The sequence below is a fragment of the Marinilabiliales bacterium genome, assembly GCA_007695015.1.
GTDB lineage: Bacteria > Bacteroidota > Bacteroidia > Bacteroidales > PUMT01 > PXAP01.
The window spans coordinates 123,289-144,940 of sequence record REEN01000063.1; the positions used below are offsets into that span (position 1 = coordinate 123,289).

Sequence of the window (21,652 nt, forward strand, 5' to 3'; positions counted from 1 at the left end):
TGGTTAAACTGACGTTAAGATACCTGCCTGTATACTGGCAGTATAATTGCAGAATACCGGAAGTGACATGGCTACTGTTCCCGCGCCACGAAGAAGAAGGTGCCGCCTTCATCCTCAAGTCCGGCGATCTTTCCAAACCTGGGCCTGGCCTGGTTATTGCGCGATGCAGCTATCGTTACCTGGGTAACGATGTTCTCTATCGGCAGGCAGGGATTGGCATTATTTGCCAGGGCGCTTGCAAATGTATTTGTAAAGGCCGAATTCTCGGTAGCGAATTCGTAACCTGAGGAGGTAAGCACCTGTGATGACCTTGCCGGCCCGGACATCAACTCACTGCAGCTCCGGTTAGTGGGTATTGAACGCATAGCCTGGTAAAATGTGGGGCCCGATTCACAGGCATCAGTCACTACCAGGGTGTTCGTTACCGATTCGGAGTATTCTCTGAGCGACTGCCTGAGCGAATTCATGTTATAGTAGGTGAACTCATCGTCGAGTGTGGCATCCACAGGTATCCAGTAACCAATGTTGTTAATGAATTTACCGTGACCGGCATACCATACCATGATAGCGTTCACCTCATTCTCTACCACAAGGTTACGGAACTCTTTTGCGAAAAAATCTTCCATCTCCTGTTTTGTCATGTTCTTGACATGAATGATCCTGTCAATCAGATAACCCTGGAGAGAGCTCTTCATAAGCTCAATGTCGGTTGTGGGGCCGGTAAGGCTGGCAAAAGATTCGTAATCGGTGTTTTCAATGAAGACCACCCATGTTTTTCCCATGGGATTGAATTCCTCCTGTGCAAAGAGCGCCGGAGAAAGACAGAGCAGGATTAATAACAATCTTAGCTTCTTCATATCAATAGATTTAATTTAATTATTGCCACATTTAATCCCTGTGCTTCATGGCATTTTATTCCGTAAACTGAAGCAGGTCAAATAATAAATGATATAAATCAAAATTACAGAAAATCAGGAACGAATCCAACACCATTGGCGTAAACAGCCATAAGTGTCCGAAACGTCATTCATTTATAGGTTGTTAGGGGATAAATTCAGATGAGCTGTTATATATAAACTGCAAATGACTGTTACCGGTCTCCATCTGCCTGACGATTTTTCCCTGCAAAGACGGCGCCTTAACCCCTTTTCTGAAGTCTTTTGGTCCGGTGAAGACACGTGCCTCATCCCACAGATTTTTTTCAATAAACCTCGAAAGGGTGTATGCCCCCCCTTCAATAATAAGCGACTGGATATCCTGTGAATGCAGGTAGTTCAGCATTTGCATCCCGACAGTATCGTCAAATAACAGGGGTACATAACGGATATTGTTACCTTCTGCGGGATAAACCCTCTCTTTAGCGGTTGAGGTTTTGCAGGGTTCGGTAAAGACTACCGTACTGATGCTGTTGTCAAGCACATGATGCTGCCTGCCCAGTTTCAGGCTCCTGTCGATGACCACCCTGAGGGGATCACGGCCTGACCACAACCGTACGTTAAGACGCGGGTTATCCTTGAGAACTGTATTTGTGCCTGCAAGAATAGCCTGCTCCTCAGCCCTCCATTTGTGAACCAGGATACGTGCAGTCTTTGAGGTTATCCAGTTTGGCCCGACAGGCGAGCCGGGGGCTCTCACAAGATCGATAAAACCGTCGGCCGACTGTGCCCATTTGAGTATTATCCATGGCCTCCTGTGGAGGTTCCAGGTAAAAAAGCGCCGGTTGATATGCCTGCAATCACTTTCCAGAATTCCGCCGTTGACCTCTATCCCATTTTCTTTAAGACGGGTTATGCCCCGTCCTGAAACAAGGGGGTTGGGGTCTGCAGTCCCGATGACGACACGGGGGATCCCGCATTTAATGATAAGATCGGTGCAGGGTGGTGTTTTACCAAAATGGGAGCAGGGCTCAAGGTTGACATAAAGTGTTGAATCTTTGAGGGTGCCGGGGTCTTTTACGTTCCCAATTGCATTTGTTTCTGCATGGGCGCCGCCGTATATTTTGTGGTACCCTTCGCCTGTGATGACGCCGCGGTGCACAATAACAGCTCCCACCATCGGGTTTGGCGCCGTGTATCCTTTTCCTCTGAGTGAAATTTCAAGGCAGCGGCGCATATATTTTACTTCTTCAGCGGGTTGCGGCATCAACTTTTTTTATATGTTTTGTGATTATTTAACAAAAAATATCAATCTTTGGAGAATGAACCGGGAAGCCCCCGTTGTTGGCGATGCGATCAGACATATCAGGAATGAGCTTGCCGGCATCTATCCGGCCGGGGAGATCAGGGGTTTTACCGAACTTATATTCGAGCATCTCTTCAAATATTCCAAAACTGATTTGCTGATACATAACGATACAAAATTATCCAATTCTGCGTTTTTTCAAATAGAGGATTTTGTAAGGCAGTTAAAACATCATAAGCCGGTTCAGTATATCCTTGGCGAGGCATGGTTCTATGGCCTGAAGCTTGAAGTCAATCCGCGGGTACTCATCCCGAGGCAGGAGACAGAGGAGCTTGTCAGGTGGATAATCGAAGATACCGGAAGCAGTTCTGTGAAGATACTGGATATAGGGACGGGCAGCGGTTGCATAGCTATTGCCCTGGACCTGAATTTGCCGCTTTCAGATGTTGAGGCATTTGATAAATCTGCCGGCGCCGTTGAGGTTGCTTCGGGAAATGCTGCCAGGACCGGCGCCTCAGTAAGTTGTTACTGCGATGATATTTTAAATCCGGTTGTTGTAAATACAGCCATATATGATATTATTGTAAGCAATCCTCCGTATGTGACAGTATCGGAAAGATTGCTGATGGACAGGAATGTTCTCTGTTATGAGCCCGTTGAAGCACTGTTTGTTCCTGACAGCCAGGCGCTGATCTATTACGAGGCTATTGCCGGGTTCGGGCGTGAATCTCTTAAAGAGGGAGGAAGGCTCTACCTGGAAATCAACGAGGCGAAACACGGGGAGGTCCTGCAATTGCTTAAAAGACACCTGTACAGGAATATTGAATTAAAAAAGGATATTAACGGCAAATACAGGATGGTAAAAGCTGTTATCTGAACAGGTGCCGGTTTGGTTTTTCGCTGCCCGGGAAATAGTCATGTTCATAATATTGTAATTGATAAAAACAGATGAGTACGAAGAAGGTCATCAACCATTCAGAGGCACTTGACAAGATACGAAAATTTTGTGCTGCCGAGGAGAAATGCCGGTATGATGTGAGAAAGAAACTTTTTGACTGGGGAGTTAGCTCAGGTGATACAGAAAAGATAATCAACTCGCTGGTGGAAGATAAATTTGTCGATGAGTGGAGGTTTGCAAGACTGTTTGCAGGCAGTAAGTTCCGCAATAACAAATGGGGCAGGATCAAGATATCCTATGAGCTTACCAGGAAAAACATTGCCCGGAACATTATTGAGGATGCTCTGATAAGGATAGATGAGACAGAATACCTTGACATGCTCACAAAAGAACTCAGGAAAAAACAGAGATCGGTTTCGGCCGGTGATGAATGGACTCTCAGGGCCAAGCTTCACCGTTACGCAAGCAGCAAAGGCTATGAAAATGAGATCATCAACAAGGTGCTTGATGATATGATAACAACTACCGAAGCCTAGCTGATTGAGGCTTTGCACCGTGATTATACCGTATGAGGTCGTAAATTATTATCTATTACTGAAAACCATCTCTCCTTCCGTCGATAGAATAAGATATTGCAGATTTCCACTTCTATGCGGAGGTTCGCCCGGATATCCCATAAGGTTGATGATATTGCTTGAAATGGCGAATACACGGTCAACATAAAAACTGCTACTGGCAATAACAGGAGTAGTTTGCAGGAGTCTCCCGTCAAATGATACGTCGGCGATCATCAGGCCCCAGTCGGTTCCATTGTTGCCGGTTGTCAGTAATTCATTAAGATAGACAACATATTTGTCTTCTGCCCTGACCATCCCGGCAAAATTGCCTTTAACATTCAACTTTGTTTCCCATGAAACTTTACCTGTTGAATCTGCCTGGCAAACCGATATTTCAGAAAAGAAGGTGTCATCATCTTTTGCTTTTTTGCCCATCACTATATGACAGAGCTGGTTTATCTCATCATAGGCAAGGTATAGAGGGTAGCCGTTATTTTCAATTTTCTCCTGATAGATAATATTGCCGTTATTGTCGATGTGGACCAGTGTGTTAATGTAACTAACAGTACCCGGCGCAATGAAGTCACTATCATTCCCGGTTTTTGCTGAAGAAAGAATGATTACCCCGTTTTCGTATGCAAACACCTTTTTTGCCGTGTTGTCAAGGATAGTTACATTCCTGTTTGTAGTTCCGACTTCTTTTATCCATTCAATTTTCTGTTCTTCTGATATTTTTGCAACAAACGGAACGTTTGTCCCGGACTTTCTTGCATAACCCGCTGCAAATGCCGGAATTCCATGCAAATAGGCAACATCTTCGGTAAAGTAGACGGAATTTTCGTCGGGCAGTCCGGCAGGAAACGGACTGAGCGGTATCAGCACTCCGTCACGTCCTTCTGCAGGGGGAAAAGATCTTCTCGCCATTTCTTCATTTCTGAAATAGGCATTAAGATTTCCCAGGCCATTATTAAACCAGGATTTAAGGAAAAGTTGCTGATTGTTGTAATGCTCCCGCAGTCCGCTCACACCATTGTAATAATCGTCAAAGAAATCCCTGAAACGCCCGGCTCTCTCAGGTGTTATTGCACTATTGAACTGGTCAAGTTCTTCAAGGGTTTCATTCAACTGCAAGGCAAGCCTGTAGTAATACCGAAGTTTGCGGGCCATTAACAGCATGCTGCTGTCATTTGGGTTATTGATAGTGTTCCTGGAAAGTTGCAAAAATGATTGTCGTTTGTCATTGTAATTAAAAAGTTCTCTTATCAGTGAGTTATTGTCAAATCGCCCGAGCCTGAACAGGAATAATTCATCGAACGAATCAAGGGCGGTTTCCTGGTCAATATGGGGTGCCTGGGTGAGGTAACTGTAATTGTAGATGAACTTTTTTTCTATCTCTTCAATCTCCTGCCTCAGCGCAAGAATATCGTTCTGATATATATTCCTGAATTCTTTGACCCATGCACCATAATCCCATATGTTAAATTCATCCATAAGGAAGTCACTGTTGGTGATCCCGTCAAGCCTGAAGGTATTTATTGGTCTTGTTCTGTACTCCTGGTTATAGTCCGTTAAGGGGAACTCATCAATCAGCGCTTTGTACCTGTCAAACGCCTTTATTGTATTTGCATACTCCTGTTCAAGTTCATCGAGATGTGAAAGAAGAAACATGTCAGTTCTCAGCAGGGCCTCATTATAACTGTCATAACTGTTATTGATTTCGTTAAAGAGCCTTACACAGTTATTATAGTGGTTTTTTGAGCTTTCCAGCGCCTCAAAGATCGTGGTTAGTTTTTCTTTAAAGAATTTATTGTGTTCAAGTCGGTGTGCAACATATTCAAGTACATCCTCATTGGTAAGCCTTGAATCTGATGCAGTAACCGGGATGTTTGAATATAGCTCCCTGTTTCGTCTAACCTCATTGCTTTCGAGGAAGACAGGGAAGAGTCCGTAATATACAATCGCATTGTTTATATAATGCTGAACAAGCCTGTATTGTCTTAATGGGTCAAGCTCCTCAATGATTTTTTCACAAAGATGTCCCAGCTGAATATAGGTGTTGGCAAAAGCCGGATTTTGATGCTGGTATTCAAATAGCCTGTAATAGGCCTGCTCATTGGTAAGGTTGTCCAGGTTGCTTATAATATCTTCAAAAGATTGCTGCTGCCCGCTTGTTATAAAAAGCAGTCCTGTTAAAAGTATCAGCAAACATGAAACGCATATTCTTCTAATCATGTTCATCGGTAATATCTTGGTTATTGTCACTGGCAATTTCAATTATTTTGAACTCTACCCGTCTGTTCATGGCCCTGTTATCTTCCGATGTGTTGGGCATCAAGGGTCTGTTGGAGCCGTATCCCCTTGATACAAGCCTGTTTTCAGCGATATCGTTATCCAGCAGATAGTTTACGACTGACCGGGATCTTCTGCCTGAAAGAAGCATATTGTAGGCATCAGTGCCAATGTCGCAGGTATGGGCGGATATTTCAATCGTTATCCGCGGATTGTCAAGGAGCAGTCCGACAACCCGGTCAAGCTCAATGAATGATTCACTAGTCAGATCGGCCGAATTCGTGGCGAATGTAATATTGTTCAATACGATTGCCACCTCTTCACGCAGGGGGGCCAGTTCAACCCCGATATCGGCCCCCTCAACATCAGGTATGCTGATTACCTCATTGTGGAACAGGTAACCCTCGGCCCCGCTTATGGAAATTTCATATTGATCGCTTTCCCTCAGCCATACAGAAACCGTCCTTGACCGATATCTGCTCAATAGCTCTTCCAGCATATCTGCCCTGTACTCTATATTCAGAATATCTGAGCTGATCATACCTTCACTGTAGAACAGGTCGATCCTGACCTGATTATTACCCTCATTGAGAAACACCACACTTTCATTTACAATTGGTTTATCAGGGGTCAGATCAAGGTTTGCTTTTGTAATATGAGTTTCATTGTTAACGTAGAGGTTCATTCTCTCAACCGGATATCCTGACGAGATACTGTATATGACAGGGTATCCCGTGCTGATACTTTCAAGATTGTTTTCGGTAATCCATCTTATCTCAGGTTTGTGCAGCGGCCCGGATGGGCTGTCAGCTATTTTTGAGGGGGCCGGACCAATGCCGAGTCCGGAAATGTCCCATATTTTCAGGGTATCACAAAACCGGGATGCAGCAAAAAGCTCTTTTCCGTCCGGTCTTATGTTGACAGATGTTACCGGTTGAGCCTGCAGGCCTGAGTGGAAGGCAATACCGCCTGAATTGATATCTGAGACAACCAGGTATCTGTCTTCTCCTCCACTGATGATATACCTGCCGTCGGGACTGAAACAGAGATCGCCGACATTACCGGTGTGTACAAGTATGGCGTTTTCAAGGGTGAGATTGTAGGTATTCCATATGCTTATCCGGCTATTGTTGCCTGAACTTGCAATAAAATTGCCACTGGGACTGAATCGCAGTGTATTTATTGGACCATTCTTTTTAATATCAGAGCTTATCAGGCTGCCTGTCGCAAGGTCCCAAACAAATATTTCTCCCATGCTGGTTCCTGCAGCCACCTTCTGTCCGCCCGGATGAAAATCCACTTTCGTTATTTTGCCATCAGGTTCGTCAAAAACATGGATATTATTTCCTGTTGCGAAATCCCATATCCTTACTGTTCTATCACCGCTGCCCGATGCAATAAACCTGTCATCGAAGCTTACAGCAACAGAGGTGACCGCGTCAGTATGACCGGGCAGGCTCCTTAAGATCTCACCTGGAACTGCATCCCAGACAGAAATCATGTTGTTCATGCTTCCTGCAACCAGGTATTGGCCTGTGGATGAGAAACTGACCGACAGTGGCTGGTGAGGCAGGCCTGTTATTTCGTTCAGAATATGCCCTGTTCCGGCCTCTTTGATGATAACTCTCATATCTGCACCGGCAGTGGCCAGGTATTTGCCATTGGGGCTGTAGTGTGAGGAGACCACATAGTGGTTGTGTTCAACCACAATTTGTTCAGTGACCTTCTGCCCGGAAAGGGGGCTATTGCAGGCCAGTATAAGCAATATGCCAAATAAGCGCCTCATTATATTTTCTTTATGTTGTTAACACCTGTTTAATTAATTAAATATCCACTCATGCCACGCCTCTTCTATCGTGGGACTGACATTTGTCTGCGGTGTTTGTTCGGCATTGTTAACCATGATAGATCTTATGGCAACCGTTTGTCTCAAATAATCCGAAAACTCCCTGTAGGTTATATTACCCTTGGTCTCCTTAATTTTATTCAGAGCGAAGTAGGTAAAAATTCCGTGTTGCTTTTCCCTGAATGGATGAGCTATCTGGGCTTCACTGCTGGCAGAGAAAACCACCAGGTTCCCGCTCAGCATGTCTTCTCTTGGGCGCACTCTTACCGCCCTTGCCGAAACAAGTCCCACATTCCGTGCACCTCCGCTGAAGCATGCATCAAGAAAAACCGTTACCCTGTTTGCCGGATATTTGGTGAGCTGGCCATAAAGGTCACTCAGTTTAACTGCAAAATCCAGGTTTGAGCCTGTAACATCTACAGGAATGATATAGGGATCCCTGGTATTATGATCGGGTAGGCCATGTCCTGCATAATAGAAAAAGACCTCCGCATTGCCGTCGAGAGCGTTTATTATGCCTGCCAGTTTTCTTATCTCAAGTTGCATCTCTATGCTTCGTGCGTTGGTAAGGAAAAGGATGTTCTCTTCGGGCACACCAAATACATTAATGGCATATTTCCTGAACAGCTCGGCGTCCCTTATTGCGTAATCGACATTTGCCTCCCTCTGCAGTCCTACCTGGTAGGAGCTGTAATCTTCGTTCCCTATTATTAGAGCAAACCGGAGAGGATTAGAAGGGTTACGGAATGGGATGAAGCTGATGTCATCCTGTCGCGGACTTGCCTGTGCTACCGCTCCGGCTGCATCATCAGGCACCGGCTGTGAGAATGTGTTGACCGATATTACCTCTTCCCTGTTCAGGTTCTTAAAGGTAACCTGTGCATTTACCGGCAGACTTGTTTCATTATCGGTTATTGCAACCTCGAACATTCTCTTTCTTGGTTCCAGGGCGATATCTCTTTCGAACCTGGAGAAAATTATATCTCCGAAAAGGTCAAAATCAAAACTGTCACTTTCAAATCCGCCGGTCGCTGCGTTAATCCGGTAATTGTTACCTACAGGTAAGCGGAGGGTGAATGACCCCGGCTCATGGGCGATCGCCTCAATCATTTTGTTCTCGTTAAGATTCAACGCATGAACATCTGCATCAAGAGGCCTGAATATTTCACTGTCGTAAACAGAAATATCCAGCTCAACCTCGTTAAACAACTCAATGAGTGGTGGTCCGGTAATCTTTTCCTCCTGTCTGTAGTCAATCTGGAAGCTGGCGAATGAAAACCCCGGGTTCCTTATGTCAATTATATAATTTGCCTCATCGAGCAGTTTGAGATGATACATCCCTGTCTGACTGCTACTGAAAAATTCACCCAGCCGGTTCAGTGTTATAGGGTCATATACCACAAGCGGTGTGTTTAATGGCTGTTTGCTTTCAAGGTGCTCTATCCTGCCGGTTGCCGCTATTGTTTTAAGGGGGCTGAACTGTTCAGGCAGCCCTGACCTGTATATAGTGCCTGTAATATCCCTTCTTGTTTCGGTTCGGATCAGGAAATAGATGTTGTTGCCGGCAATCCTGGGATAAATATTGGTTGCTTCAGATCCTATATTTTCGATCAGCATTGGTATCGTCCATGCACCCAGGATCTGTCTGACATAATATATGTTATACCCGTCTCTGTGATTATCCTGGTCGACAGAGGAGAAATATATGGATCTTGTATCAGGGGCAATGTATAAACCATATTGGCAGTCCTGGTTGATGATGTCATGCAGAGGTTCCGGCTCACCCCATTCTCCCAATTCATTTTTTGTCAGAGAATAGAAGATCTCACAATCCGGGGTCCTTGGTGGTTTTCGTATATCAGCATCAGGATTGCTGCGTGAGAAATAGAAGGTCAGCATTCCCGGTGGCATGGCAGGATGTAATTCATCTAGCGGACTGTTAACCCGGGTACACATCGGAACAGGTTCGCTCCAGCTATTGTTTTCCCGAACCGAATAATAGATATCATAACCCCCTTCACCACCGGGGAAATTCGCATGGTAGTATAAAATGCTTTCGTCAAAATAGAGGAATGGTCCTCCGATATCGGAGTTACCGTCGCCAAAACTGTTTATTGCATTGAGGGGGGTGGGATAACTCCATGCACTTCCGTCAAAACGGCTTTCAAACAGTTGCCCTCTGTTGTTCAGCCTCATTGCGACCACCATATAATCTTCGGTGGAACTGATATCGAAACCTGTCACATTATTCCATTCTGAAACCCTTACCGGTTTTTCGGCCTGGCCTGAAGCAACGGCAAGGTTCAGTGCCAGGACAGATATCAGTATTGTTTTGAGTGAATTCAAAATAGGGCTCATCTGCATAATAAAAGGTTGGCAAATAGTTGATCAGCAATAAAACAAAATCAAATTAGAGAAAACCATTCAATTTTGCAAAAACGAACAGAAAAAACATCAAAAAACTTTACACAAGAAACCTTATCCATGGGACAAAACCTAATTATTAGGCTTGTCTTGTGGCAGGATTATGTAAATTTGCATTAAAACCATTCGATATGATTACGGCAGATAACCTTAAAGATCTTGTAAGGCGGAGTGATGCGCTGAGGAGGCATCTTTGACATAGACAAAAAGATATTACAGATTGAAGAACAGGAAGAGAAGACGCAGGATCCCGATTTCTGGAATGACCCGAAAGAGGCTGAGAAGCAACTGAAGGCTATATCTTCTTTGAAGAGCTGGACCGGTGGTTATGAAAAGGTTCGGAATGCAGTCGAAGAGCTGGAGATCCTGTACGATTACTACCACGAAGACGAGGCTGATGAGAATGAGGTAGATCAGCAATACAAAAAGGCACAGAAGCTTATTGAAGACCTGGAGTTCAGGAATATGCTAAGCCTGGAAGAGGATGTGCTCGGCGCCATACTTAAGATAAATGCCGGTGCCGGCGGTACCGAAAGCCTTGACTGGGCAGAGATGCTGATGCGTATGTACCTGAGGTGGGGAGAGAAGAACGGGTACCAGGTGAGGCAGCTTGATTTCCAGGACGGGGAGGAGGCGGGTATCAAGACCGTCACTTTTGAGTTTACCGGCGATTTTGCATACGGCTACCTGAAGAGCGAATCGGGTGTTCACCGGCTGGTGAGGCTGTCGCCTTTCGATGCCAACCACAAAAGGCATACATCATTCGCTTCGGTCTTTGTATCGCCTCTCGTTGATGAAAGCATAGACATAGTTGTTAACCCGTCGGATATTACCTGGGAAACCTACCGGGCGAGCGGTGCAGGCGGCCAGAATGTGAACAAGGTCGAGACCGCGGTAAGGCTCAGGCACCTTCCATCAGGGCTCGTGGTTGAGAACCAGGAGGACCGCTCACAGTTGAAGAACAAGGAGAATGCGATGAAGATACTCAGGTCGCAGCTTTATGAGATGGAACTCGAGAAGCGCCGGCAGGCGCAGGCCGAGATAGAGAGCGGCAAGAAGAAGATAGAGTGGGGCTCGCAGATCAGGAACTATGTGCTTCACCCGTACAAGCTCGTGAAAGATGTAAGGACCGGTTACGAGACATCGAACGTTCAGGATGTGCTTGACGGTGAGCTGGATGACTTCATCAAGGCTTATTTGATGGAGTTCGGGTCGCAGTAAAGAGTGAAATACGTGATATCAAAACCTAAATTCCTCTTACCATGTCCTCACCAGTTTTCAGATTTCAGCAACAGTTCCCCCTGGGGGAAGAGAAAACCGATTATTACCTGCTAACTGCAAATCATGTGTCCACCGCGCTCTTTGAAGGCAAAGAGATGCTGGTAGTCGCCGGGGAAGGCCTTGCAGAGCTGGCCCGGGCAGCCATGCATGACTGCTCTTTTATGCTGCGTACCACACATATCAGTCAGGTGGCAGCAATTCTGGATGATCCTGAAGCAAGTGAAAATGATAAGTATGTGGCGTTGACGATGCTCAGGAATGCGGAAATTTCTGCCAAAGGGGTGCTCCCTTTCTGCCAGGATACCGGCACGGCCACCATCATTGCAAAAAAGGGTCAGCAGGTCTGGACCGGCGGTGGGGATGAAGAGGCCCTGGCCAGGGGTGTTTTCAAGACCTTTACAGAGGAGAATCTCAGGTATTCGCAGACCGTGCCGCTCGACATGTACACCGAGAAGAACTCGGGCACCAACCTGCCGGCGCAGACCGACATCTATGCTGTTGACGGCAGCGAGTACAACTTCCTTTTCCTGGCCAAGGGAGGCGGATCGGCCAACAAGACCAATCTTTACCAGGAGACCAAGGCTCTGCTTAACGCGGAAAAGCTCGAAAAGTTCCTGGTTGAAAAGATGCGTTCGCTGGGCACCGCCGCCTGTCCGCCTTACCACATAGCCTTCGTTATAGGCGGCACTTCGGCCGAGGCCTGCCTCAAGACGGTAAAGCTGGCTTCTGCAAAATACCTGGATACACTTCCCCGAAAGGGTAATCAGGACGGACAGGCATTCAGGGATGTGGAGCTCGAAGAAAGGGTACTTAAGGCCTCCCGGGAACTCGGGATAGGAGCCCAGTTCGGGGGTAAATATTTTGCCCTCGACATACGGATCATAAGGCTTCCCAGGCACGGGGCCTCATGTCCGGTAGGCATGGGTGTGTCGTGCGCGGCCGACCGGAACATCAAGGCGAAGATAAACAGGGAGGGTATCTGGATCGAGAAGCTGGAGAGGGACCCGGGAAGGTTCATACCTGGCCCGTACAGGAAGGATGAAGTGAACGGCGCGGTCAGGGTCAATCTTGACAGGCCGATGAAAGAGATACTTGCACAGCTTTCTGAACACCCGGTCGGCACCCGCCTGTCGCTTAACGGTACCATAATTGTAGGACGCGATATAGCACATGCCAGGCTCAAGGAGAGGATTGACAAGGGAGAGGGCCTGCCTCAGTATATCAAGGACCACCCGATATATTATGCCGGACCGGCAAAGACCCCCGAAGGCATGCCCTCGGGATCGTTCGGACCCACCACCGCAGGGCGCATGGACTCTTATGTTGACCTTTTCCAGGGCAATGGGGGAAGCATGATAATGATTGCCAAGGGCAACCGGAGCAAGCAGGTTACTGATGCATGCAAAAAGCATGGCGGCTTTTACCTGGGCAGCATAGGAGGGCCCGCAGCGCTGCTTGCCCAGGAGAACATCAGGAAGGTCGAGCTGCTGGAGTACCCCGAACTGGGAATGGAGGCAATCTACCGAATAGAGGTGGAAGATTTTCCTGCATTCATACTTGTTGACGACAAGGGCAACGACTTTTACGCGCAAAACTGCTGAGCTTTTTTGTTAACTCTGCAAACAAATAGTTGATTATGTACAGAACAGAACATGATACCATGGGGCCTGTTGAGGTTCCTGCAGATAAGTACTGGGGCGCCCAGACACAGCGCTCAATAAATAATTTCAGGATAGGCGGCGAAAAGATGCCGGTTGAGGTGATCAGGGCATTTGCCGTTCTGAAGAAGGCAGCGGCCCTTACCAATAATGAACTCGGAGTGCTGCCCGATGATAAGACAACCCTTATCTGCAGTGTATGTGATGAGATCTCTGCCGGACTGCTTGATGAGCATTTCCCTCTTGTTGTGTGGCAGACCGGGTCGGGTACCCAGACCAACATGAATCTTAACGAGGTGATCGCCAACCGGGCCCATGTCCTTGCCGGCGGAAGTGTGGGAGAGGGGACACCCCCGGTCCATCCCAATGACGATGTCAACCGGTCGCAGTCCTCCAACGACACTTTTCCCACTGCAATGCATATTGCCGCCTACAAAATGCTGATGGAGGTCACCATACCCGGACTTGAAAAACTGAGGGAGACGCTGGCGGCCAAGTCGAAAGAGTTTGCCGGCGTTGTGAAGACCGGCCGCACACACTGGATGGATGCAACTCCGCTTACCCTGGGGCAGGAGTTTTCGGGCTATGTATCACAGATTGATCATCAGATGAAGGCCCTGCGCAGCACACTGCCCCACCTTGCCGAACTGGCTCTTGGTGGCACCGCTGTGGGGACCGGACTGAATGCACCAAAAGGGTATGACGATCTGGTGGCGGCTAAAATTGCTGAGCTCACCGGCTACCCCTTCATCAGTGCACCCAACAAGTTCGAGGCTCTCTCGGCAAATGATGCGGTGGTTAAGGTTTCGGGCGCGCTTAAGGGAGTTGCTGTAAGCCTCATGAAGATTGCCAATGACCTCAGGGCCCTGGCCTCAGGACCCCGGTCCGGCATAGGCGAGATCATCCTGCCTGCAAATGAGCCGGGCTCGTCAATTATGCCAGGCAAGGTAAACCCCACGCAGATAGAGGCCCTTACTATGGTCTGCGCCCAGGTAATCGGCAATGACCTGGCCATCACCACCGGGGGAATGCAGGGGCATTTTCAGCTCAACGTGTTCAAGCCGGTAATGATATATAACCTCCTGAATTCTGCCCGGCTGCTGGGTGATGCTGCTGTTTCCCTTAACGACAATTGCGTTGCCGGCATTGAGCCTGACAGGGAAAAGATAGCACGTAACCTGGAAAACTCACTGATGCTTGTTACCGCGCTTAATCCCCATATCGGCTACGAGAATGCTGCCAGGATAGCGAAGAAGGCATATGCTGAGAACAAAACCCTCAGGCAGGCTGCCCTGGAACTGGAGCTGCTGACAGAAGAGCAGTTCAGCGAATGGGTGGATCCTGAGAAGATGATATGACCAGTCCGGCCGGCCATGAAAAGATGATATGACAGCTCCGGCAGGCCATGTTGTGGTGAACGGCTCCGGCTCCGGAAGCCTTTATGATCGACCTGCTGTTGTTCCCGGCACGGATTTCAGGCAGGATCGACCTGATGTGGTTAACGGGTCCGGTTAGGTTATCAGGTCGTGCCGGCGGGAACCAATCTGGCGTGAAAGGGCCCGGCTCCGGGATCAGAACTCTGCGTTCTCCTTCACAAACCGGGTGATCAGTTCGGCTGATCGTTCCGGCTCCTCTACAAAGCCAATATGGCCCGAATTATCAAGTGCCTCAAACTGTCCGGTCCGCGGAAGCTTAACTTTTTTTGCAGCATCCTCAAACGGGATATAGTTATCATGCCTGCCGGCTATTAAAAGCACAGGCTTACCGGTTGCGGCAAGCAGCGTTTCCCTCGAAGGCCTTTTCATCATGCCGTTAAGGCAGGCCACAATGCCTTCATCGGGTGTTGAAGTTGCAATGGCGGTGGCCCTCTCAACCTCGTGTGCCAGCCGTTCAAGATTAACTGAAGCAAATGCACGCGGAATGTTTATTTTGGATATCAGCTCCTTTTTGCCCTGGTTTACAAGCACTATCTCACGGCACCTGTTGTTCATCACCTGTTTCGTGTCGGGCAAAGGGTGTGAGTGAAACAGGCACAGCCCTGCAAGCCGGTCAGGATAAAGCTCCAGAAATGCAAGTCCCCCATAACCCCCCATCGAATGCCCCACGATAAAGCATTTATCAGCTTCGCAGTGGTCCAGCACCGCGGCAACACTTTCTGCAAGCAGCTCCATTTCATGCACTTCGCCTGTTACACCCGATTTCCCGTGGCCCGGGAGGTCGGGGCAGATAACCCTGAAATGTTTCTCAAGCCGTTCCCTGAAGCCGTCCCATATTTCAAGCGATTCGAGGTAACCGTGCAGGAGCACCAAGGCAGGACCTCTGCCGCTATCGGTAAACCTGAGGCTTGTATTGAGGAATGGGATCGTTTGTGTCATGGCAGTCATATTTTTGTTCTTGCCAATCCTGGCACCCCGCAAATTTATCAAAAGTTGAAAATATAAATGGAATAAATATAAATTAACTGTAGATGACCTTTTTATGTTGAAAATATGTTATGAAGGGAATATATTTGTTTAACCGGTATTTTTCCGGCAGATGTTTCCGATAACAGTTCTAATTTTAAGCCTATGAGTAGTTTTTTGAATGCATCGATTGGCAGGAAATTCCTTGTAAGCATTTCCGGCCTGTTCCTGATAACCTTTCTTGCCGTGCACCTTACCGTCAACCTCTTTTTACTGGTGGGCCAGGAAGCATATAATATGGCTGCACACTTTATGGCAACCAATCCTGCCATCAAGATTATGGAGCCGGCGCTGGCGCTTGGATTTCTTTTGCATATTGTGGTTTCTGCCTACCTTACCCTGACCAATCAGGGCACCAGGCCACAGAGATATTCCATGGTTGATCAGCGCAAGACAAGCAGCTGGCCTTCGCGCAACATGTTTATCCTGGGGCTGCTTATCCTGATATTCCTGGCTCTGCACCTTTCCAATTTCTGGTATAAAATGAAATTCGGAGGAGTGACCTATATAGAATATGACGGTGTACAGGTCCAGGATGCCTATACCCTGGTAACCGGAAAGTTTATTATCTGGTGGTATGCCTTGATCTATGTTGCAGGCGCGGTAATCCTGGGGCTCCATCTGTTGCACGGTTTTCAGTCGGCTTTCCAGACCCTGGGTCTGAGCAACCAGTTATGGCACAAAAGGCTTACTGTAATAGGCACTGTCTATGCATTGATAATAGCTGCCGGATTTGCCATTATTCCGGTCTGGTTCCTTTCCGGGACCTTTCTAAACTGATCTGCCGTGTATTAATTAATAAACGTTATTAACCAATCACTCCAATAAGATATGAGCAAATTAGATGCAAAGATCCCCGGAGGCCCGCTGGCTGATAAATGGAGCAATCACAAAAACAGTGTAAAGCTCGTTAACCCTGCCAATAAGGCAAAGCTTGACATAATTATGGTCGGCACCGGGCTTGCAGGAGCATCTGCCGCTGCAACCCTGGCTGAACTGGGGTATAACGTCAAGGCGTTCTGTTTCCAGGACTCTCCGCGCAGGGCCCACTCCGTCGCTGCGCAGGGGGGCATTAACGCTGCCAAGAACTACAAGAATGACGGCGACAGCGTTTTCCGCCTTTTCAACGATGTTATCAAGGGAGGCGACTACCGGTCACGGGAGGCCAATGTATTCCGTGCCGCCGAGGTCAGCAACCAGACGATAGACCAGATGGTTGCCGCGGGAGTGCCTTTTGCACGCGAATACAGCGGCTATCTCGACAACAGGTCATTCGGGGGAGTTCAGGTTTCGCGGACCTTCTATGCGAGGGGGCAGACCGGACAGCAGTGTCTCATTGGCGCTTACAGCGGAATGATAAGGCAGATGGCAAAAGGCAAGGTGACTGTGTACAGCAGGAGGGATATGCTCGATCTTGTGGTGGTTGATGGCAGGGCAAGGGGAATAATAACCCGCAACCTGGTTACCGGTGAGATTGAGAGGCACTCGGCGCATGCCGTCGTGCTTGCATCGGGGGGCTATGGTACCATTTACTACCTGTCGACCCTGGCCGTCGGCTCAAATGCCTCGGCAGCATGGTCAGCTCACAAAAAGGGCGCTTTTTTTTCCAACCCGAGCTTTGTGCAGATTCATCCGACAAGCCTTCCCCAGCTTAACGATTACCAGGCCAAGCTCACGCTGATGTCGGAATCGCTGAGGAACGACGGGCGAATATGGGTGCCGAAAGAGAAAGGTGACAAGAGGCATCCCAACCAGATACCTGAAGAGGAGAGGGACTACTACCTTGAAAGGCGTTACCCGGCATTCGGCAACCTGGTGCCAAGGGATGTTGCATCAAGGGCCGCCAAGGAGAGATGCGATGCTGGTTACGGGGTTGGCGATACGGGGCTTTCAGTTTACCTTGATTTCAGCCGGGCTATTGAAAAACATGGCAAGGAGGCTATAGAGGCCAAATATGGCAACCTCTTCGAAATGTATGAAAAGATAACGGGAACAAACCCCTACAATGAACCTATGAGGATATACCCGGCAGGCCACTATACCATGGGGGGACTCTGGGTAGATTACAACCTGATGACTACCATACCGGGACTTTTTGCAATAGGGGAGTCAAATTTCTCCGATCACGGGGCCAACAGGCTGGGAGCAGGATCGCTTATGCAGTGTTCGGGTGACGGTTATTTCATATTACCTGTTACAATAGGTGATTATCTTGCCGATGAGATAAGGACTCCACGCATACCCACCGACCTGCCTGAGTTTGAGTCAGCCGAAAAAGATGTGGTTGACAGGTTGCACAGCCTTTTGGCTGTTAACGGGAAACAGACAGTTACCTCGTTCCATAAGAGGCTGGGGAGGATAATGTGGGATCAGTGCGGCATGGTACGTAGCGAGGAGAGCCTGAAAAAGGCTCTTGGCATGATTGAGGAGCTGAAGGAAGAGTTCTGGAGAGATGTGAAGATACCCGGAACAGCCGGGGACCTGAACCATGAGCTTGAGAAGGCGGTTAAGGTGGCTGATTTCTTTGAGCTGGGACGGCTGATGTGCCAGGACGCACTCGACAGGAAGGAATCGTGCGGCGCCCATTTCCGCGAAGAGAGTCAGACACCCGAGGGGGAAGCACAAAGGATAGACAGCGAATATTCATATGTGGCTACATGGGAGTATAATGGAGAGGGTAAGGACCATAAGCTTCATAAGGAGGAGCTGAAATTTGAGAATGCCAGGATCCAACAGAGAAGTTACAAATAACAGTGCTGCAATCACAAGGTGAACGCTTGCAGCTGCAGTGCACAGGCAGACATGGTAACGGCATGCATGAAACAGATAATAAAACATTACCAATATGGATATTAAACTCAAAATCTGGAGGCAGGAGGGCCCCAAAAGCGCGGGCAGTTTCGTCGACTATAACCTGACAGGTGTTTCGAAGGATATGTCCTTCCTCGAAATGCTGGATTTTCTCAATAAGAGACTTATTGAGAACGGAGATGACCCTGTTGTCTTTGAGCATGACTGCCGTGAAGGCATTTGCGGTTCATGCGCCCTATATATTAACGGCCGGCCCCATGGACCAGACGACCTGGTTACCACCTGTGAGCTCAGGATGACAAAATTCAATGATGGTGATACAATTGTGATCGAGCCATGGAGAGCAAAACCTTTTCCAGTTATAAAGGATTTGATAGCAGACAGGCATGCATTTGACAAGATAATGGAGGCGGGAGGGTTCATCTCGGTCAATACCGGCTCAGCTCCTGAGGCCAATTCCATTCCCGTGCCAAGGGAAAAAGCTGAAGAAGCTTTCGACGCGGCTGCCTGTATCGGATGCGGTGCGTGCGTGGCAGCCTGCAAAAACTCCTCGGCCATGCTCTTCGTGGCGGCAAAGGTCTCACACCTTGCACTGCTTCCCCAGGGCAGGGCTGAATCAGGAAAGAGGGCGCGGGCGATGCTGGCCAAAATGGATGAGCTCGGCTTTGGCAGCTGTACCAATACCGGAGCATGTGAAGCAGAATGCCCCAAGGGGATATCGCTTGCTCATATAGCAAGGCTCAACCGGGAGTTCCTGAAAGAAGGATTCAGGAGCTGACGGCCGGGACCAAATAATTGTAGTATAATTTGCCTCCTTCAGCAAGCACCAGTTGATGAGCTTCAGGAACCGACAGGCTGCTGCATGGTATGTTCTATCTCTGCCACTGTTTTGGGTATCGGTATTCCCAGTACCCTGCATCCCTCAGCAGTAACCAGTATATCATCTTCAATGCGTATTCCCCCGAAATTCTTCCATTGTTCAACCTTGCCGTAATCGATGAAATTTTTGAATTTGCCCTCACTTCTCCATTTGTCAATCAGGGCGGGGATGAAATAGATGCCCGGTTCGGAGGTAAGCACAAAGCCCTTTTGCAGCCTTCTTCCCAGTCTCAGAAATGCCAGTCCGAATTGCCCGGACCTCTTTACCTCATCATCGTATCCCACGTTGTCCTCTCCCAGGTCTTCCATATCATGGGCATCAAGACCCAGCATATGTCCCAGTCCGTGAGGAAAGAACAATGCATGTGCGCCCTGATGAACCGCCTCTTCGGGATCTCCCTTCATCAGGCCCAGATCAATGAGTCCCCTTGCAATTATTCCGGCAGACTTAAGGTGGATGTCACGGTAGGGCACGCCTGGTTTTATCGAATCGACAGAGGATTGCAATGCGGCCAGCACTATCTGATACACATCCTTCTGCTGCGGCAGGAATTTTCCGCCGACAGGCACCGAACGTGTAATATCGCTTGAGTAACGCATTGATGTCTCACTGCCTGCGTCGGTAACCATTATCTGCCCTTTTTTCAGGATATTGCCGTGGTAATGGTTATGCAGGGTCTGACCCTGTACGCTCAGTATTACAGGGAAGGAGACAGGGTTGCCATGAGACAGTGAGATGCCCTCAACCCGGCCGGCTATCTCTCTTTCATACACCCCGGGCATTGCCATTTTCATGGCGGCGGTATGCATTTCACAGGCTATGTCAACCGCCTTTTCTATCTCGGCAATCTCTTCATCAGATTTGATTGATCGCTGACTGACAACTGCCTTTATAAGTGCCCTTGAAGCCCTTTGCTGTACCTCTGAGTGATGGATGCCCAGCCAGCTTTCCAGGCGCAGTATCCTCTCCTCACGGTAAGGCGGCAGGTAGTGGATTTCTCTATTCGAGTCAACGGCCTGTTTCAGTATTTTCCCCAGCTCTTTGTACGGCATGGCCTTATCTGTTCCCGACTTTTCGCCCAGTGAACGGATTGAGGGGCGGGGACCCATCCAGATAATATCGTCAATCCCTGCATCGTCGCCAAACAGCATGTGGACATTCTCATCGAGGTCAATAAGTCCGGCCAATCCCTGCTGGTCAATACCAAAAAAATAGAGAAACGAGCTGTCCTGCCTGAAGTGATAGGTGTTGGCCCTGTAGTTCATTGAGGCATCTTCATTGCCCGGCAGAAGCACAAGTCCCTTTCCGGTATCTTTTGCAAGCCTGTTCCTTCTCTGCCTGTATACGTCTGGTTTGAACATTATTACATTGGTTTTTTGGGACAGGTGGATCGCTTCTCCTGTTACCCGGTTAAAGGCATTTGCCAGCTGCTAAAATAACATCAAAATAATTTTCGTCAAAATTATTGCGAATAGCTGTTGTTGTTTAATATAATATTATATATTCGCAGAAACGACTCCTTTATCAACAGGTTATTAACGAAGCTCTGTTAATTATGCCCTACCGGCGTCTTCCAAATACGGACAAAGCACGTCTTAAGGCGATGAACATTGCCCTTTCCAAGGGAAAGGAGCTTCCACCATTCAAGCTGGCCTTTAGTCAGAAAACATTCCAGAACCTGCAGTCTTTCCTGAGCACATATGAAAATGCTATCCTGTTCTACAGGCAGTCCTATACCATGCAGACAAAAAAGAACAAGGAGTATTCGGTAAGTCTCAAAAAGGCAAAAATGTACATCTCCCATTTCATCCAGGTCATGAACATGGCAATTTTACGCGGCGATCTGCAGCCGGCAATAAGAAAATATTTCGGTATTGATGCAGATGAAACAAAAACGCCATCGCTCAGTACTGAGGGGGACGTGATAGAGTGGGGTTCCAGACTGATTGACGGTGAGGCGAAGCGCGTCATTGAGGGGAACACCCCGGTAACAAATCCGACCATCGCACTTGTTCGTGTAAGGTATGAGACTTTCATGGACAGGCACCACCACCAGAAAACCCTTCAGAAGAACACGGCCAGGGCGCTCGAAAATCTCACCGAACTGCGTAATGAGGCTGACAGGATCATACTCCGTATCTGGAACGAGGTGGAGGACTCATTCAAGGACCTGCCCGGCGACCTGATGAGGGAAAAGGCAAAGGAGTACGGACTGGTATACGTTTACCGGAAGAATGAGATTGGCAGCATTAACTTCTTCGGCAACAGCAAAACCGGGGCTGGTTGACAACAGGAGGCTGAATCTTCCTGCTGACAGCGTCCGCTTGCCGGGTGCAGGCACCGGCCGGGCCGGTAACGGGTCCCG

Annotated in this window: 16 protein-coding genes; 9 read left to right on the forward strand and 7 right to left on the reverse strand. The window is 48.2% G+C overall.

The annotated features are described in order from the left end of the window. Positions 1-71 precede the first annotated feature (71 nt). Together EA408_08670 and ribD are read right to left on the reverse strand one after the other, a co-directional pair. Positions 72-857 (reverse strand): caspase family protein, encoded by a 786-nt coding sequence (locus EA408_08670; protein ID TVR71703.1) that lies wholly within the window; start codon positions 855-857, stop codon positions 72-74. A gap of 184 nt (positions 858-1,041) precedes the next feature. After that, positions 1,042-2,112, reverse strand: a complete 1,071-nt coding sequence (gene ribD / locus EA408_08675) for a bifunctional diaminohydroxyphosphoribosylaminopyrimidine deaminase/5-amino-6-(5-phosphoribosylamino)uracil reductase RibD (protein TVR71704.1) — start codon at positions 2,110-2,112, stop codon at positions 1,042-1,044. Between ribD and prmC the strand changes: the two genes are divergently transcribed. Further along, the gene (gene prmC / locus EA408_08680; protein ID TVR71705.1) at positions 1,940-3,058 is read left to right on the forward strand and encodes a peptide chain release factor N(5)-glutamine methyltransferase; all 1,119 of its coding nucleotides are present in this window, start codon (positions 1,940-1,942) and stop codon (positions 3,056-3,058) included. The two genes, ribD and prmC, sit on opposite strands and share 173 nt — an antisense overlap. Positions 3,059-3,129: 71 nt before the next feature. Beyond that, positions 3,130-3,615 (forward strand): RecX family transcriptional regulator, encoded by a 486-nt coding sequence (locus EA408_08685; GenBank protein ID TVR71706.1) that lies wholly within the window; start codon positions 3,130-3,132, stop codon positions 3,613-3,615. A gap of 48 nt (positions 3,616-3,663) precedes the next feature. Here EA408_08685 and EA408_08690 read toward each other — a convergent pair whose 3' ends face one another. From EA408_08690 to EA408_08700, 3 genes are read right to left on the reverse strand one after another with little or no spacing between them, the layout of a single operon-like run. Beyond that, on the reverse strand, positions 3,664-5,841 hold the full coding sequence (locus EA408_08690; protein ID TVR71707.1) for a hypothetical protein: 2,178 nt from the start codon (positions 5,839-5,841) through the stop codon (positions 3,664-3,666). A 19-nt stretch (positions 5,842-5,860) separates the two neighbouring features. After that, positions 5,861-7,711 carry a hypothetical protein gene (locus EA408_08695; protein ID TVR71708.1) on the reverse strand — a complete coding sequence of 617 codons (1,851 nt, stop codon included), beginning with the start codon at positions 7,709-7,711 and terminating at the stop codon, positions 5,861-5,863. A 33-nt stretch (positions 7,712-7,744) separates the two neighbouring features. Beyond that, positions 7,745-10,135, reverse strand: coding sequence for a caspase family protein (locus EA408_08700; GenBank protein ID TVR71709.1), 2,391 nt, complete (start codon positions 10,133-10,135; stop codon positions 7,745-7,747). Positions 10,136-10,326: 191 nt separating this feature from the next. Between EA408_08700 and prfB the strand changes: the two genes are divergently transcribed. From prfB to fumC, 3 genes are all read left to right on the forward strand, one after another. Continuing rightward, positions 10,327-11,416, forward strand: a protein-coding gene (gene prfB, locus EA408_08705) for a peptide chain release factor 2 (protein TVR71710.1) whose coding sequence is annotated in 2 segments (ribosomal slippage) — positions 10,327-10,389 and positions 10,391-11,416 — 1,089 coding nt in all. Because the reading frame shifts where the segments join, the coding sequence is not laid out codon by codon here. Positions 11,417-11,457: 41 nt separating this feature from the next. Continuing rightward, positions 11,458-13,077, forward strand: coding sequence for a fumarate hydratase (locus EA408_08710; protein TVR71711.1), 1,620 nt, complete (start codon positions 11,458-11,460; stop codon positions 13,075-13,077). A gap of 35 nt (positions 13,078-13,112) precedes the next feature. Beyond that, positions 13,113-14,492 carry a class II fumarate hydratase gene (gene fumC / locus EA408_08715; protein TVR71712.1) on the forward strand — a complete coding sequence of 460 codons (1,380 nt, stop codon included), beginning with the start codon at positions 13,113-13,115 and terminating at the stop codon, positions 14,490-14,492. A gap of 213 nt (positions 14,493-14,705) precedes the next feature. Here fumC and EA408_08720 read toward each other — a convergent pair whose 3' ends face one another. Next, complete coding sequence (locus EA408_08720) at positions 14,706-15,560, reverse strand: alpha/beta hydrolase (GenBank protein ID TVR71713.1); 855 nt, start codon at positions 15,558-15,560, stop codon at positions 14,706-14,708. A 141-nt stretch (positions 15,561-15,701) separates the two neighbouring features. Here EA408_08720 and EA408_08725 point away from each other — a divergent pair, with 141 nt between their 5' ends. The 3 genes from EA408_08725 to EA408_08735 all read left to right on the forward strand — a co-directional run bounded on the left by EA408_08725 (position 15,702) and on the right by EA408_08735 (position 19,185). After that, on the forward strand, positions 15,702-16,376 hold the full coding sequence (locus tag EA408_08725; GenBank protein TVR71714.1) for a succinate dehydrogenase: 675 nt from the start codon (positions 15,702-15,704) through the stop codon (positions 16,374-16,376). A gap of 51 nt (positions 16,377-16,427) precedes the next feature. Further along, the gene (locus tag EA408_08730) at positions 16,428-18,347 is read left to right on the forward strand and encodes a fumarate reductase/succinate dehydrogenase flavoprotein subunit (protein TVR71715.1); all 1,920 of its coding nucleotides are present in this window, start codon (positions 16,428-16,430) and stop codon (positions 18,345-18,347) included. A 94-nt stretch (positions 18,348-18,441) separates the two neighbouring features. Next, complete coding sequence (locus tag EA408_08735; protein TVR71716.1) at positions 18,442-19,185, forward strand: succinate dehydrogenase/fumarate reductase iron-sulfur subunit; 744 nt, start codon at positions 18,442-18,444, stop codon at positions 19,183-19,185. Positions 19,186-19,247: 62 nt separating this feature from the next. On the opposite strand, the gene EA408_08740 is transcribed toward EA408_08735, so the two are convergent. Next, the gene (locus tag EA408_08740; GenBank protein ID TVR71717.1) at positions 19,248-20,648 is read right to left on the reverse strand and encodes an aminopeptidase P family protein; all 1,401 of its coding nucleotides are present in this window, start codon (positions 20,646-20,648) and stop codon (positions 19,248-19,250) included. A 242-nt stretch (positions 20,649-20,890) separates the two neighbouring features. On the opposite strand from EA408_08740, the gene EA408_08745 reads away from it, so the two are divergent. After that, positions 20,891-21,574: a hypothetical protein gene (locus tag EA408_08745; protein ID TVR71718.1), complete on the forward strand. Its 684-nt coding sequence runs from the start codon at positions 20,891-20,893 to the stop codon at positions 21,572-21,574. Positions 21,575-21,652 lie beyond the last annotated feature (78 nt).